The 16,593-nt window shown below is 63.3% G+C and carries 11 protein-coding genes; 10 read left to right on the top strand and 1 reads right to left on the bottom strand.

What is annotated here, in order from left to right:
- Positions 1–107: 107 nt before the first annotated feature.
- The 9 genes from AC0L2D_RS24950 (at position 108) to AC0L2D_RS24910 (ending at position 13,384) form a co-directional block, all read left to right on the top strand.
- Positions 108–5,102 (top strand): beta strand repeat-containing protein, encoded by a 4,995-nt coding sequence (locus AC0L2D_RS24950; RefSeq protein ID WP_473542850.1) that lies wholly within the window; start codon positions 108–110, stop codon positions 5,100–5,102.
- A gap of 7 nt (positions 5,103–5,109) precedes the next feature.
- Entirely contained in the window at positions 5,110–5,667 is a 558-nt protein-coding gene (locus AC0L2D_RS24945; protein WP_013529840.1) for an invasion associated locus B family protein, read from the top strand.
- A gap of 13 nt (positions 5,668–5,680) precedes the next feature.
- Positions 5,681–6,346: a hypothetical protein gene (locus AC0L2D_RS24940; protein ID WP_013529841.1), complete on the top strand. Its 666-nt coding sequence runs from the start codon at positions 5,681–5,683 to the stop codon at positions 6,344–6,346.
- Positions 6,347–6,384: 38 nt separating this feature from the next.
- Positions 6,385–6,846 carry a DUF4189 domain-containing protein gene (locus AC0L2D_RS24935; protein WP_063173787.1) on the top strand — a complete coding sequence of 154 codons (462 nt, stop codon included), beginning with the start codon at positions 6,385–6,387 and terminating at the stop codon, positions 6,844–6,846.
- Positions 6,831–7,379 (top strand): invasion associated locus B family protein, encoded by a 549-nt coding sequence (locus AC0L2D_RS24930; RefSeq protein ID WP_027161456.1) that lies wholly within the window; start codon positions 6,831–6,833, stop codon positions 7,377–7,379. The genes AC0L2D_RS24935 and AC0L2D_RS24930 overlap by 16 nt, the downstream gene beginning before the upstream one ends.
- Before the next feature lie 421 nt (positions 7,380–7,800).
- Complete coding sequence (locus tag AC0L2D_RS24925; RefSeq protein WP_013529844.1) at positions 7,801–9,249, top strand: TolC family protein; 1,449 nt, start codon at positions 7,801–7,803, stop codon at positions 9,247–9,249.
- Between the two features lie 39 nt (positions 9,250–9,288).
- Positions 9,289–11,421, top strand: a complete 2,133-nt coding sequence (locus AC0L2D_RS24920; protein ID WP_013529845.1) for a type I secretion system permease/ATPase — start codon at positions 9,289–9,291, stop codon at positions 11,419–11,421.
- A 42-nt stretch (positions 11,422–11,463) separates the two neighbouring features.
- Positions 11,464–12,753 (top strand): HlyD family type I secretion periplasmic adaptor subunit, encoded by a 1,290-nt coding sequence (locus AC0L2D_RS24915; RefSeq protein WP_013529846.1) that lies wholly within the window; start codon positions 11,464–11,466, stop codon positions 12,751–12,753.
- Complete coding sequence (locus tag AC0L2D_RS24910) at positions 12,743–13,384, top strand: ribbon-helix-helix domain-containing protein (protein WP_024502654.1); 642 nt, start codon at positions 12,743–12,745, stop codon at positions 13,382–13,384. Before AC0L2D_RS24915 ends, AC0L2D_RS24910 begins: the two co-directional genes overlap by 11 nt.
- Positions 13,385–13,433: 49 nt before the next feature.
- Here the strand turns inward: AC0L2D_RS24910 and AC0L2D_RS24905 are convergent, their stop codons facing one another.
- On the bottom strand, positions 13,434–14,363 hold the full coding sequence (locus tag AC0L2D_RS24905) for a transglutaminase-like cysteine peptidase (protein ID WP_473542846.1): 930 nt from the start codon (positions 14,361–14,363) through the stop codon (positions 13,434–13,436).
- A gap of 323 nt (positions 14,364–14,686) precedes the next feature.
- On the opposite strand from AC0L2D_RS24905, the gene AC0L2D_RS24900 reads away from it, so the two are divergent.
- Positions 14,687–16,593, top strand: a 1,907-nt coding sequence (locus AC0L2D_RS24900) for a VCBS domain-containing protein (RefSeq protein WP_473542844.1), incomplete at its 3' end; no start/stop codon positions are given.

The following is a 16,593-nucleotide window of genomic DNA, read 5'->3' as shown; positions in this document are numbered from 1 at the left end:
TTTTCTCACAAGACAGCAATATCGTGAAATACCGCACGCAGGAATCATGTCTTCCTGCGATGGAGCGGAATTGTCAGACATTTCGTGCCGGCCAGCGGAGAGGGACCATGACCGACAACCAGATTTCGAACGGCCAGATTTCGAGCGGTTCGTTTGTTCGGCGTCGCACGGCGCATTTCGCCGGGCAGTGGATCGCGGGGGCCGATCTGAGCTCTCGCTCGGTTCGCCGCCGTCTGATGGCGGTGCTGCGGATGGCGCATAGCGTGCTCGGCATGGGGCGCAGGCGCCTTGGCCTGGGAACGCTCGGCGTCGGCGGGATGTCGGCGGCGGCCGCGGTGCTGAGCGCCTTCGCGATCGGCATGGCTGCGACGCCGGCCCTGGCGCAATATCAGGCCGGTGGCGGTTCGGCGACCGGCGGCAACGCCGTAGCCATCGGTAACGGCACCGCGACGAATGGCAATAACAGCGTGGCGTTGGGCAGTTCCAACAGTGCAACGGGCGACGGCACGATCGCCATCGGCTATGCGATGGGTGTCAATGGCCTCAATTCCATAGGCATAGGCGTCTTCGCAGGCGCAACTGGCGTCAATGCCCTCGCCCTGGGCGGAAACGCCCATGCCAACGGGGACGCGGCAAGCGCCATTGGCGTCAATTCGGTTGCAACCACAGGCGCGGCCGCCTTTGGCAACAATGCGCGTGCCGACGGAACGAGCTCGACGGCGATCGGCTATGTTACCCGGGCGACCGGGCTGCGCGCCACCGCGCTTGGGTTTCAGGCAAACGCATCGGGATTGGATGCCTTCGCCCAGGGCAACTCGGCCAGCGCAAGCAACCAGAATGCCATCGCTATCGGCTTTCAGGCGGTGGCGTCCGATATCAACGCTATCAACATCGGCGGACGCACTCTTGCAGGAGCGGGCGCTACTGCACAGGGCGCCATCGCTCTTGGTACGGATGTGGTGGCATCCCAGGTAAGAAGCGTCGCCATAGGCGTCCTGACCAAAGCAACGGGAACGGGCGCAACGGCGATGGGCAACACCGCCAGCGCCTGGGGCAACCAGTCGATCGCGTTCGGTGTCGGCGCGCAGGCAGGCGTGCAGGCCAACACGGCCCTGCCCAACAGCATCGCCATCGGCACCAATTCGCTCTCTTCCGGCGCTTTCGCCACCGCGATGGGCGCAACCTCGGTTGCGAGTGGCTCAGCCAGCACGGCGATTGGCAACACGGCCGTTGCCAGCGGCGCAAACGCCTCTTCATTCGGGTCCGGGACGATCGCGGCAGGCGACAATTCTCTCGCTGCCGGCGTCAGCGCCAGCTCGGCCGGCGCGCAATCGGTGGCGCTTGGCAACCAGGCCAATGCGCAGACAGGCGCGGCGATCGCGATCGGCGCCCAGGCGACCGCCTCCGGCGGCGTCCCCGGCGCTGGGGCGATCGCCATGGGCATCGGCGCCAATGCGGTTGCCACCGGCAGCGGTTCACCGACCGCCATCGGCGCTTTCGCCAATGCGAGCGGCGCTTCGGGCACGGCGCTTCCCGGCGGCTTCACATCCTTCGAAGCGACCGCGATCGGCAACAGCTCGGTCGCCACGGGGCAGGGCGGCACGGCTGTCGGCGTCGCGAGCAAGGCAACGGGCACCTGGTCCACCGGCCTCGGCTTGAGCAGCACTGCGTCGGGCGTCAACGCGACCGCGGTCGGCGTCCTGTCCAGCGCGACGGGAAACAATACCCTCGCGGCCGGCATCAACTCCGGTGCCAGCGGAGCCGGCAGTACCGCGCTCGGCAACGGTGCCCGAACCACCGCCCTGAATGCCGTCGCTGTCGGCGCTGGGACAAGTGCGTCCGGGATAAACTCCGTCTATGTCGGCCAGAGCAGCTTTGCGACAAGCGCCAGCGGACAGAGCGCCATCGCCGTCGGCACGGACGTGACGTCATCCGGAGACGACGCGATCGCGATGGGACGCGAAAGCTTTGCGACTGCAACCAACGCCATCGCGGTCGGTCTCCAGTCCTTTGCTGAGACCGCCGACTCCGTCGCCATCGGCACCAGGGCGTTCGCAAGCGGGGGGAAGGCCGTCGCAATCGGCGCCGACAACGTCGCTTACGGCGATGGCGCGGTTTCGATCGGCGATCCCAGCTACGCCAGCGGCACCGGCGCCTTCACCGGCGGCGCCAACAACATCGCCAACAGCGACGGCACGGCGACGGCCACCGCCGCCAATATGGCCAACGGCGCTGTCGCCATCGGCAACAGCAACAAGGCGATCGGGCAAGGTTCCGTGGCGCTGGGCAATGGCTCGACGGCGGGTGCGGCCGGCCTCGCCGGGAATGTCGCACTGGGCGATGGCGCGACGGCGGCGGCAAGCTCCGGCGACGTGGCGCTCGGCTCCGGCTCTGTGACCACCACGGCGGTCGGCACGGCCAGCGGGGTGGTCAACGGCACCACCTACGCCTTCCAGGGCACCAACCCGACCTCGACGGTCAGTATCGGTGCACCAGGCGCGGAGCGCACCATTACCAATCTGGCGGCGGGGCGGATCAGCGCGCTCTCGACCGATGCGATCAACGGCTCGCAGCTCTTCGCCACCAACCAGGCAGTCGACGCCATCGGCGTCACGCTCAACAACATCAATGTCGGCGGCGGCATCAAGTACTTCCACGCCAACTCGACGCTGGCGGATTCCCAGGCACTGGGAACCGATTCCGTCGCCGTCGGCCCGAATGCGGTGGCCAACAATGCCGGCGATGTGGCGATCGGCCTGAATTCCACGTCTGGCGCAACGACAAATGTCGCCGGAACGACGATCGGCGGTGTCAACTACACCTTCGCGGGCACCACGCCGGCCGGCGCTTTCTCTGTCGGGTCGGCGGGAGCCGAGCGCCAGATCCAGAACGTCGCGGCCGGACAGTTGAACGGCGGCTCGACGGACGCGGTCAACGGCTCGCAGCTCTTCGCCACCAACCAGCAGGTGACGCAGAACACCACCGATATCGCCAATATCGGCAGTGGCGTCACCAATCTCGGCAACACGTTCAACAACATCGCCGGCGACACCTCGACGGCCTATACCGATGCCAATGGCATAGGCATCCGCTACGCCCGCACCAACGAGGCCGGGCTGGCGCAGACCGATTCCTTCGCCCAAGGCGTCGGGTCCACAGCGGTCGGCTACAATGCGACCGCGACCGGCGTCAGCGCGCTGTCGCTCGGCCGCGACAGCAAGGCCAGCATCGACGGCAGCGTGGCGCTGGGCTCGGGTTCGATCTCCGATCGCGCGATCGCTCCGGCCACCGGCCAGATCGCGGCCGGTCCGTCCAACTTCATCCAGTACAACACGAGCGACAAGACGCTGCTCGGCGCCGTTTCGGTCGGCGATGTCAACTCCTACCGGCAGATCACCAACGTGGCCGACGGCACGCAGGACCAGGACGCAGTGACGGTGCGCCAGCTCGCCGGCGCCATCGCTGCCGTATCGGTTACCTCGACGAAATACTTCCACGCCAATTCGGCGGCGGGCGACTCGCTCGCGGTCGGCGCGGAATCGGTCGCGGTCGGCCCGACGACTGTCGTCAACGGCGACAATGGCATCGGCATCGGCAATGGCGCCATCGTCGACCTGACAGCGCCCGGCGGAACGGCCATCGGCCAGAACGCCCATGTGTTGCTGGCCGACGGCCTGGCGCTCGGCACCAATTCGCTGGCGTCCGGGGTCCAGTCGGTGGCGCTCGGCGCCGGCGCCCAGAGCACCTTCATCAACAGCGTGGCGCTCGGTGCGCAATCCATCACCACGGTCGGCGCGCAGGCCGGCTACACGGCCTTCGCGCTCGCCGGTCCGCAGACCTCGGTCGGCGAGGTGTCGATCGGCGCCGCCGGGGCCGAACGCAAGCTGACCAATGTCGCAGCGGGTTCGGCCGATACCGACGGCGTCAACGTCTCGCAGTTGCGCGGCGTGACGAAAAACGTCACCGACCTGTTCGGCGGCGTTACCACGATCAATCCCGACGGCTCGATCACCGGCCCGACCTACACTATCCAGGGCAACAACTACTCGACCGTCTATGACGGCCTGACGGCCGTCGACAATGCCCTGACCACCATCAGCAATGGCGGCGGCATCAAATACTTCCACGCCAATTCGACGCTGGCCGACAGCATCGCCGGCGGCACCAACGCGGTGGCGATCGGGCCGGAAAGCGTGGCGAGCGGCGCCGAGAGCGTGGCTGCGGGCCATGGCTCGACGGCTACCGGGGCGGGCGCCGTCGCGCTCGGCCAGGGTGCGCAGGCCAACAACGCCAACGATGTGGCGCTCGGCTCCGGCTCGGTGACGCAGACAGCCGTCGGCACCTCCAGCACCGTAATCGGCGGCAAGACCTACACCTTCGCCGGAACGACTCCGACCGGAACCGTCAGCGTCGGCGATGCCGGCGCCGAGCGGACGATCACCAATGTCGCCGCCGGGCGCGTCGATGCCGGCAGCACGGATGCGATCAACGGCTCGCAGCTCTACGCCACCAACACGGCGATCGAGGATTTGAAAGCCGGCGTCGGAAACCTCACCCAGAACGCGGTGACCTATGACGCCCCGGGCGGCGTCAAGTCGAACACCATCACGCTGCAGGGTGGCGACGTCAACGCGCCGGTCGTCATCTCCAATGTCGGCCCCGGCGTCAAAGGGACCGATGCGGTCAATGTCGACCAGATGAACCAGGGCCTGACCGCCGGCAAGAGCTATACGGACAACCGCGTGGCTTACGCTATCGATACGTCCAACGACTACACCGACAAGGTAGCCGCCACGACCCTGCAGCAGGCCAACGACTATACCGACCAGAAGCTCGGTCAGCTCAATTCGGACATCAACGGCATCCGCGACGAGGCCAGGCAGGCGGCCGCGATAGGTCTCGCCGCCGCCTCGCTGCGCTACGACGACCGGCCCGGAAAGCTGAGCGTCGCGGCGGGTGGCGGCCTCTGGCGCGACGCAGGCGCATTCGCCTTCGGTGCGGGCTACACCAGCGAGGACGGCCGCATCCGCGGCAACCTGTCGGGCACGGCAGCGGGTGGGCATGTCGGCGTCGGCGCCGGCATCAGCTTCACCTTGAACTGAGGCAGGGATGAAAGGACTTGTTGCCCTGACCTGCCTGGCGCTTTGCGGCGGCCTCGTGCCTGCCGCCGGGCAGGTTGCGTCGACCTACAGGATCAAGCCTTCGGACGTGGTGCTCCCGCCCGAGGTGAAGCTCGGAGACTACCAGCGCACCATACGCCCATTCGACAACTGGACGCTGATCTGCGACGAGAACCTCAAAGCCCGCAAGAAGGTCTGCAACGTCTCGCAGATCATCGAGGACGCGTCCGGCAAGATGGCCTTCAGCTGGTCGCTTGCCGCCACCCAGGACGGCAAGCCGTACATGATCCTGCGCACCGCCCCGAACGCCAGGAGCGATGGCCTTGTGTCCGTGAAATTCGATGGACAGAAGCAGCCGATCGACGTGCAGCTGAACGGCTGCAACGAAATGGTCTGTGTCGGCATGTTGCCGGTCGGCCCCGTCATGCGCCGGCAGATATCGCAGAACGCGACGCCGGCGATCTCCTACTCGACGGTCGATGGGCAGACGATCACCGTTACCGCAACGCTCAAGGGGCTGTCAGACGCCCTTTCACCACTCAAATAACCGAGGCGCCACCATGAGCCAGCAGGACCAGTTCACGTCCGCCAAACGCACTCCGAGCGTCGAGGCGGATCGGCAGAGGCGGGCCGAGCCCCCAAGGCGCTGGCCACGCGCGGCCGGATATTCACTGCTGGGATTGGTCGTGGCGGGGCTTGGCTTCGCCGCCGGGAATTACGCCGCGGTCGCCAATCTGGTCGGCGGCGCGACGGCCGCACCTGCAGCAACAGCGGCGGCCCCCGTGCTTCCGGACACGCCCTTCCTCGAGCATGTCAAGCAGGCCGGTGTGCAGGCCTGCTCGACCGTCTATCCAGTGCTCGGACAGATCCTGACGACCGGCACGAAATACAGCGTCAAATCCCTGTGGAACGACCAGGCCGCCGACAAGCACGCCATCCAGGCCTTTGTCGGCATGGACTATGCGTCGGAACGCTATAGCGGCCCGGCCGCCGGCATCGTCTTCGCATCGCCCACCGCCACGGGTTGCGAAGGGGCGATGGTGCGGGTGGCGCCATTCGCCAGCCCGTGCGCCGACATCCCATCCATCCTGCCGCAGGGCAGCAAGATCACCGACCATCTCGGGCAGGTCGAGGTCTACGAGCTCGGCGGCAATGCCGGTGAAGCGCTTCTCCTGCCGACGGGCAAAAGCTGTGTGGTGATCTCCCTTGCTTCGGCGGCGAAGTAGGACGCGAAGCGAGTGAGGTCAAGGAAAGGATGCCGACCATGAGATTGCAGGCTTTGGCAGTTTTGGGCTTGACCTTTTTGTGGAGCGGACAAGTCGTCTCAGCCGACCTTGTGGCCCCATCGGAACCGCAACAGGAGGAAAAAGGCATATGGGCGGCCATTGCCTATTCGCAGGCCGATAGCAAATACGGCTTCTTCTGGGGCGCCGACAAGCGGCAGGAAGCGAAGGACATCGCACAGAAATATTGCGAGAACGCAGGCGGAAAGGCCTGCAACGTCGTCACCGTCTTCCGCAACCATCGCCATTGGAATGATGACGACGAGACCGGCTTTCCCTACAAGCACTGCGGTGCGCTTGCCGTGGCAGACAAAGTGGAGAACCGTTTCACGCCCTGGGGCGTGAACTCGGCCGAGACCCGTCGGGAAGCGGAGGATCTCGCTTTGCAGGCCTGCGAGGCGACGGGAGAGAAATGCAAGATCCGCGAATGGGTCTGCACATGAAGCTTGGCCCGAAGGCCGTCTCCGCATGTGGAGCAATTCTATTCTCATTGATGTCGCCGGCGTCTGCCCAGCAACAGGTGGCGGCTGTCCCGGATGGACCCTCATCGCTGCGTGAGGTCTATCAGGACTGGAGCGTGACCTGTTCGGTACGGGAAAAGGCGAGAGTGTGCTCGCTTGCGCAAGACCAGGTCCAGCAGAACGGGCAGAGGCTTCTTGCCATGGAGATCGCGGCACGCCCGGACGGTTCGACGACGGCTACCCTGCTTCTGCCCTTCGGCATCCTCCTTGATCCGGGCGTGACGCTGCAGATCGACGATCAACCGCCGCTGTCCCCGCAGCGCTTCAGGACCTGCCTGCCGACGGGTTGCGTCTCCGTCTTTACGGTCGATCGGCCGACGCTTGGAAAGCTGAGGGGAGGCTCGGTGCTGAAGCTCAATGTCACGACGGACGCCGAGACCCCGCTGAGCTTCCCTGTGTCGCTTCGCGGCCTGACCGCGGCGCTCGACCGCATGGTGGCGTTGAGCGCAAATTAGGGTGCGCGCTGACCAGCTTTTGGCCGCAGTGAGCCACATGAAACGTACGCCGGCCGCCGCGATGGAGTATTTTTGGACGCGGCATCCAAAGGGACGCGCCTGAAAAAGGGCTCAACTTCAGGTTGGATCATCGACAGCCGCTATCCGAACCGGCCATGATTCTGGCCATACCGGCCCACTGGCCTGCCGTTTTTTGTGCTTTCCCACTGAATGCGGCGTCCGGATACAACCGCAGCGAGCCGACGTTATGTGCTATTTTTGCTACATCTCGCAGCCTTGTTGCCCAAAAAGGCTATTTAGCGATATCTAAATCAATAATCGCTCACATATTTCGTGAATCTGTGAATAATCCACCGACGGGCAGGCCTTGGCTTGGTTAGCGCTCTGAAAAGGACGCTGGGGAAACGTTAGGGTGGGATTAATGAATACGACAAACATGTCGACCATAGGCAGGCGCCTTGGTCTTTTGATGGCGGCCACCATGCTGACCTGCGGCAGTGCTCACGCGCTCACGCTCAAGGAGGCGATGGCTGTCGCGGTGGAGTCCAATCCCGAGATTGGACAGGCGATCGAAAATCGCGAAGCCATCGAGTTCGAGTTGCGGCAGGCCAAGGGCCTTTATCTTCCCAGTGTCGATGTCGAGGCATCGGCTGGCGTTCGCCGGCTCGACAATCCGTCCCGGCGCTCTCTTTCCATCGAAGGCGATGCGCTCTATCCGGCTGAAACGGATCTTACCGTTTCGCAGACGCTTTATGACAGCGGCGGAAGGCGGGCCGAATTGAACCGTCAGGCATCGCGCGTCGACGGCGCTTCGTTCCGCGTTCTGGAACGGTCCGAATTCATCGGGTTGTCCGTTGTCCAGGACTATCTGGAATACATGCTGCAGGCCTCGATCGTTGCCGAAGCGAAGAAGAATCTCGGCTTCCACCAGGCAATTCTCGGCGACATCCGGCAAGGCATCTCGGGCGGCGCGCTGAACGAGGCCGACCGGCAACAGGCCGAGGAACGGCTGTTCGCCGCCAAGGCGCGCATGCAGGAGGCGACCGAGGAACTGGAAGCGGCCAAGATCCGCTTCTTCAAAACCGTCGGAAAGCCACTGACCAGCCCTTCGAGGCCCGGCGATGTCTCGGCCGCACTCCCGCGCTCGCTCGACGACGCGATAGGGTTGGCGCGGGAAAGCAATCCGCGCGTACACATGGCCAACAGCGACATCGACGCGGCGGCCTCCCTCGTGGACGCTGCGCGGGCAAAATTTGGCCCCTCCATCATCGCTGAAGGTCGGGCCCGGGCAGGAACCGACATTGACGGCGACGATGGCGACACCACCGACCTGCAGGCGCGCGTGGTCCTGCGCTGGAACCTCTACCGCGGTGGCATCGACAAGGCCAACGAGCAGGAACAGATCCGCCGCACCAGTGAACAGCGTCTCGCGCTGCATCAGGTCCAGCGTGAAATCGAGGAAGCCGTTCGCACCTCATGGGATCGCCGTTTCCGGCAAGCCGATCTGGCAAAGACCCTGAGGCAACAAGCCGCTGCCAATGAGAAGCTGGTTGCTTCCTATCGCGAGCAGTTCAAGGTCGGACAGCGCTCGCTGCTCGACGTGCTCGATGCGCAGAATACACGGTTCAACACGGCAACGCTGGCGGATACCGCGTCCTACGCATCGCTGTTTGCCCAGTACCGGCTCCTGGCCGCGACCGGACAGTTGCTGAAAACGATGAATCTCGAGCCGGCAAAGCAAGCGACGGCCTATGCACGCACCGAGTTCGCAGCACCGGAAACCGCGGACACAGAAACCTATGCGCGGACGCCATCGGAGCAGAAGAACGACCTGCCATTCGATATTCTCGCTCCGGTGAGGAAGAAATAGGACAGCACAAGGTCCAGCGAGCGTCCTGACGGGCAGATCGTGAACCAGCAACCCAACATCCTCTCCCCGAAGGAGGCGTTCAAGGCCTGCTTCTCGGCCGTTGCCGGATATCTCGGCAGGCCGAGCGCGGAGACCGTGCTGTTTGCCGGCGTGCCGCTCTCGGACACGCGAATTGCGGCCGACGACATCAGGCACCTTGCCGAACGCATCGGCCTGGAAGTCACCGAGTTCAATCATCGCGATTTTCTCAGGGGGCGTATCGACCTGCCGGCCATCGTTTTTCGCGTCAGCCAATTGCCCGTCGCCCTGCTGGCTCTAGGCGAAGGCGATGCGTATATCACCGCGCCCCAGGAAGACGGCCGCACCACGATCGGCCGGTCGGAACTGGCCGCCAGCTACATCAGCGGCGGCGCTTCCTTTTCGATCACCTATGCCAATGCCGCCGAGACCATGTCGGTCGGCTCGGCGGCCAGGATCGAGCGAAGACATTGGCTTACGGGGACGATGGGCGCTTTCTGGCGCACCTACTCGAAAGTCGTCCTGGCGGCGGTGTTCATCAATCTGCTGGCCATAGCCTCGCCGATCTTCACCATGAACGTCTACGACAGGATCCTGCCGAACAAGGCAATATCGACACTGTGGGTCCTGGCTCTCGGCATCGGTGCGGTCATCCTGTTCGACCTGCTTTTGAAGACGGCCAGGGCTTCCCTCATCGACTATGCCGGGCGCAAGGCGGATCTGCGGATATCCTATCTGCTGTTCGAAAAAGTGCTGAACTCGTCGCTTTCGGCGCGCCCCGGCTCGACCGGTGAATACGCAAACAGGGTCACGCAATATGAGTTCGTCAGGGAGTTCTTCACCTCCAACACCATAAGCGTGTTCATCGACACGGCATTCGTCTTCGTCTTTCTCCTTGTGATCTATGCAATAGGCGGCTGGCTGGTGATCATACCGGCGCTGGCCTTCGTGATGTCCGTCATCGTCGGCCTGGTCACCCAGCGCCGCATCGGCAAGCGCGTCGCAGCCTCGATGAACGAAGCATCGCAGCGCCAGGCCCTGCTGGTCGAATCCATCTCGACGCTGGAGACCATCAAGTCGCTGCGCGCCGAGGCGTATCTGCTGCGGAAATGGGGAGAGCACTCCAAGAACGCCGCCAACACGTCCGAGAAGATCAAGCAGCTTTCGGCGGCAGCGGGCAACATCACCCAGTCCATACAGCAGCTGGTGACCGTCGCCCTGGTCGTGGCCGGCGCCTATGCCTTCTCGGAAGGGCATGTTTCGACAGGAGCAATCATAGGAACGGTGATGCTGGCGAGCAGGGCCGTGGCGCCGCTCGGCCAGATCGCCATAACGTTGTCCCGGTTCCGCCAGGCCATGCTCTCGCTGAGGATGGTGAATTCGATCATGGCTCAACCGGAAGATCGACCCGACACGGTGGGCTTCGTCAACCGCCCCATCCGCAAGGGGGCGATGGTGTTCAGGAATGTCGGGTTTGTCTATCCAGGCTCGGAAAACGAAGTTTTGACCGGCCTGAATTTCTCGGTCAAGCCGGGTGAGCGGATCGGCATCATCGGCCGCATAGGATCGGGAAAGACGACGATGGGTCGGCTGGTCGGCCGGCTCTTCCTGCCGACTTCCGGTGAGTTGCTGCTGGATGGGATCGACATTCGCCAGTATCACCCGTCCGAGGTTCGCGCCGCGGTCGGCATCGTTGCGCAGGCCGGCGACCTGTTCTCGGGCACCATCAAGGAAAACCTCCTGATGGCATGCCCCGAGGCTACAGACGAACAGATCATCGAAGCGGCAAAGGCTGCCGGCGTCGATGATTTCGTTTCACGCCACCCGCGCGGCTACGACATGAATGTCGGCGAGCGCGGCACCAATCTTTCCGGCGGCCAAAGGCAGACGGTGGCGATCGCGCGCCTGCTGCTGACCAAACCGAAAATCGTCTTTCTGGACGAGCCGTCGGGCTCGATGGATCTTGCTTCCGAACGCCAGTTGATCAAGCAGCTCAAAGTCGCCTTTGACCGCGACACGACGCTGATCGTCTCCACACATCGGTTCAGCATGCTTGAACTGGCCGACCGCCTGATCGTTATCGAACAGGGCAAAATCGTTGCCGACGGACCGAAGGACCAAGTCATACAGGCGTTGCAGAAAACAAGCGCCTGACAAAACAATTATTGCTGCATCCAATGCGTTGGGGCGTGGGAAATGCTTGCCAGGGAAGATCGGCCGCCGCTGTTTGCGTCGGCGTCCATATTCATCATCGGAGCGCTCTTCGTCGTTTTTGTCGCCTGGGCGTCCTTTGCCGAAGTCGATGAGATCGCACGCGGCGACGGCAAGGTCATACCTGCTTCCAAGACCCAGATCATCCAGGCGAGCGAGGCCGGTGTGGTTCAGGAAATCGCCGTGACGATCGGCCAGGTCGTCAAGAAGAACGATCTCATCATCCGCCTGGACAACACGCTCAACACGTCCAGCCTTGGCGAGCAGCAGGCCAAGGCGCGCGCGCTCGAAGTGCGCATAGCAAGGCTGAAATACGAACAGGCCGGCAATCTCTCGGGCCCATTTCCGTGCCCGCAGGACATCCAGTCGGTCGCTCCGCAAATCTGCGACAATGAACAGAAGCTGCTCATCGCCCGGCGCGGGAACTTCGACAACAAGCTGTCCGTGCTCAAGTCACGCCTCGATCAGCGCGAGAAGGAACTTGCCGAGGCGGAGGCCAATTCCGATCGTCTTTCTAAGAACCTGGTCGTCAGCGACCAGGAGGCAAAACTCGTCGACGCGATGGTCAAGAAAGGCCTGATGGCAAGGACCGAGCAGCTCCGGGTAGAGCGCGAGCAGACCGAACTCAACGGCCAGCTGAACCTTGCCGGCGAAACGATAAAGAAGATCAAATCGTCGATCACGGAAGCTCAGCTTCAGGTCGAGGAACTCGGCCTGCAACTGCAGCAGGAGGCGCTGGACGACCTTACCCAGGCGCTGGCGGACCTTTCGGTGGTGGATGAGACCATAAGGGGAGCCACCGACAAGGTCGCGCGCACCGATATCCGGTCTCCCGTGGACGGCATCGTCAACACGCTGGAACTGAACACGGTCGGCGCCTTCGTCCAGCCTGGCGCCGTCGTGGCCGGCATCGTGCCAACCTCCGAAACGTTGCTGGTGGAGGCACGGGTCTCGCCGCGGGATGTCGCCTTCATCCGGCCCGACCAGGAAGCCCTTATCAAGGTCACCGCCTATGATTTCTCGATCTTCGGCGGCATCGAGGGCAAGGTCTCCAACATCACAGCCGACAGCCTGGTCGATCAGAAAACGGGGGAGCCCTATTATCAGGTGCGCGTGGCGACGGACAAATCGACGCTTCAAAGAGACGGCAAGGCCTATTCGATCATCCCCGGAATGATCTGCTCGGTCGACATCAAGACCGGGCGCAAGACGATCCTGCACTACCTCCTGAAGCCGATCAACAAGGCGCGTGAGGAGGCGATGAGTGAGCGGTAGCGCCAGCCCTCATCATTCCGATCGCGAGCGGCTGCTTGCGCCAGTCGCCGCCGAGGATTTCGGGCTGGAGTTTCGGGTCGTGGCGCGAGGCGGCATACGGCGCGGCATTCGTCTGGAGCGGGCATTCTGGATGTCGCTGAAGCAGATGGCCGAAAGCAGGAAGTGCACGATCGGAATGCTCATCGACGAGATCGCCGAAAGCCAGGCCCAGACAGGCAATCTGACATCCGCGATCCGGGTGGCCTGCATGCGTGGGTTGGGGGACGAAAACCTGACCTTGCGAAGGCTTGCATCGATCAACACCATCAACGCCATACTGGTCGCGTGCCCGTCTCCGGCCTTTGCCCTGGCTTCTTCGAAGAAGATACTGTCGTTCAACGCGCCGTTCCAGCAACTGGTCAAGCGCCAATTGCCGATCGCCCCAAGCGATGACGCACGGCACGACCTCAAGCTGGCGCTGGATCTCAATGTGGCCGACATCTTCACGCGGCTCGACGCCAATGGCGAATCGCCGGTGGCCACCGGTTTTGTCATCGGCGCGGGTGACCGTCGTTACCGGGGGCAATTGAATGCGGTGCGGGCTCCGGTGCTCGAGCCGGAGCTGCTGATGGCGTTCGTCTTCGGCGGCTGAATGCCCGCCAGTCCTTGGCGAGAACCTATGGCTTGGACTGGCCGAAACCCTATGGCTGAAAACCTTCGCCGGGTGCGACGGTTGCGAAACCGCCCTTGATGTCGGCCATCTGGGCGCCGCCCGGTCTTGAACCGTGGATCCAGGCCCGGTCGGTGCTGAACGAATAGAGCGGGACGTAATCCGGGAGATCGCTGTCACGCATAACGGTGTTGCTGAGGCTGTCGAGAATGAAGGTGCCGCTGCCTGTGCTCACCGACAGCACTGCGTGAAAGAAGCCTCTCTTGCGATCCTGGAGGACGACAAGCGCCATGCTTTGCGTCGGAATGCCGGCCCTCAGCAGGGCCGTCATCTTGAGGATGGCAAAATCCTCGCAATCGCCGGCTCGCCGATCGAGAATCTCCGAAGGCTTCGCCCAATAGTCGAGCTTGCCGTAGACGAGGCTGTCTTTCCTGTAGGCGATCAGGCGATTGACGCTGCTGTTGACGAAGGACAGCTTCTCGCTGAATCCCTTGCCTTGAGCGGCGGCGATCATGCCGGCAAAAGCCGTGCTCTTGTGCTCGCAGGGGCTGCCTGCCGAGCAGGCGGTGATTGCCCGGTAGACAGGCGCCCAGCGCGCCGCGACGGGAAAATTGCGCATGGACAAGGCAACCGATCCGAAGACCCCTGGAATAATCGACGCGGTCTGCACCGGATCTATCCCGGCGTCATCTCGCGCCGTTGACGAGCCGTCCCCGCGGCCGACATCCGGGCCATAGCTGCCGGTGACCATGCCGATCCGGTAAGCGTCCGCAGGCTGCCAGGGCTGGGGCCTCGTCAGTGAAACACCGCCGAGACAGGGCGGCGTCTGGACCTTCTCCTGAGGCCTGCCGGGTGCGGGGATATCGCTGGCGAATGACGGCCCCGCCAGGCCGACAAGCCCGATTGCCAGCAGGAGCATCTGGAGCCCGGTTTTTCCCGGAACCGATTTTTGCTTTTTCATAACGCCCACCTTTGACTGTGGACGCTACCAATCTTGTCTCAAATTATTGGAAAGGAAGGTGGATAAATATCCAGCAACTGTCTTCATCTATTTTATTTAAAATTCTATTCAATTTTATACTTTGATTTACCAAAAAATCCCGGCCAGTACTCCGTCAGGGAAGCCTCTGGGAGCCAGCATATATCAGGTTATATTGTCGCGGTTTACCACGTGTAAAAAATGCCGAGCAATGCATATCATAATATATGAAATAGATTAGGGGGCAGTTGCAAAGTAGAAATGGCCGCTGTCTCTATCCGGTAAATATCGGAGGGGTTTCAGCCATGACGAACAATATCGAGTTGGACAGCTTTTCGGGTTCCTTGAACGAGCATTCCGCGTCCAGTGAACACGGCGATCAGGCATCGCCGGCGGAGATCCGGGTCGCACAGGCAAATTCGACGCAGCAGGCCGCACCGGCAGCGTCCGAACCGGTGCCGGTCGATGTCGGCGGCGGAGCGCCCGTCAAGCCGGAAGCCCCCGCGGAAGCGAAGACGCTGCCGGCAGCTGCGCAGCACGAATATGTAGCCGACGCCAGCCACGTGGTAAGGCTTCCGGCCAACGCCTCCATCGACAACATTAAGGTCGACGGCCAAAACCTTGTGCTCGAGCAGGCCGACGGCTCGGTGATCGTGATCAAGGATGGCGCCCTGAACGTGCCGACCTTCATCATCGGCGACGTCGAGGTGCCGCGCGTTGCGCTGCTGGCGGCGCTGGAAGCCAGCCATGTCGATGTCGCCTTCGGCGCCGACGGTTCCATCTCGGCCGGCCCCGGCGGTTCGAATTCAAGCGCAGGCGGTGATTTCTCGGTTCCCCCCGGCGGCATCGGCGACGGGTTCGACCTGTCGGCATTGCTGCCGCCGACCGCCTTGCAGTTTGGGCTTCTGGATCGCCGCGAACTGTTCCCGTCCATCGTCGACAGGCCGGTTTCAGTGGTGGCCACGTCACTGCTTGCCCCGACCGAAGCGGCCAGTGAAACCGGCCTCGATGGCAACCAGACACAATCGCCCGGCAGCGACGCGCCAAGCAATTCCGAAACCTCAGGCATCGGAACGATCAGCATCGACGCACCGGATGGAATCGGGTCGATCGTTATCAACGGTGTCGCCGTCACCGGCGTCGGCCAGCAGATTCCTGGCGATTTCGGCTTTCTGACGATCGTCTCCTACAATCCGAGCACCGGCGCCATCGAATATAACTACACGGTGACCGAATCGGTCACTCATCCCGAGCACACGAACGGGTTCGATCCCAACGACACGGTTCCGGACAATTTCAGCATCACTGTCACGGACGTCGACGGCGATTCGGCCAGCACCACCTTTGCCGTCGCCATTGTCGACGACGTGCCGACAGCGGTTGCCGATACGGACAGCGTGACGGAAGACGGCGCGACGGTCGCGGACGGCAACGTGATCACGGCCAGCGGCGGCGCGGACGCGAATGTGACGGACGGCGTCGCCGACGTTAAGGGCGCGGACGGGGCGACGGTAACGGGCGTCGAGGCAGGCACGGTTGCATCGGCCTCGGGCCATGTCGGGTCGGCCGTGGCGGGCAGTTACGGTTCGATCACGATCGATGCGGACGGCCACTACAGCTACACGCTGAACAACGGCGCTGCGGCGGTCCAGGCGCTGACCACCGGCCAGCATCTGACGGACACGTTCACCTATACGCTGACCGATGGCGACGGCGACACCTCGACGACAACGGTCGAGATCACCATCAACGGCACCAACGACGTGCCACAGGTCGTCGTCGACCAGGGCAATCCGGCCGGCGCGCATGACCAGGTCTATGAAGCAGGTCTGGCGGCGGGTTCGGCGGCCGGCGACGGCAGCACGGTTGCGACAGGCACCTTCACGGTGTCGGACGCCGACGGGCTCGATGACGTGCAGAGCGTCACCATCGGCGGCGTCACGGTTGCCATTGGCAGCCTTAACGGTTCGGTCTTCCAGGGCGACCACGGCACGCTGCTGATCACCGGCTACAACCCGGCAACCGGCGTTGCTGCCTATCAGTACACGCTGACCAGCCCGACCACGGACGTTCCCGCAGTCACCGAGACCGACAGCTTCTCGCTCACCGTCTCTGACGGCACCTCGTCGTCGGCTCCGGCAGCCATCGTCATCGACATCGTCGACGACGTGCCCAATGCGGTCAACGACACCAACAGCATCAGCGAGGACGC

Source organism: Mesorhizobium sp. WSM4833, from assembly GCF_055811095.1.
This window is presented reverse-complemented; position numbering and strand designations above follow the sequence as displayed.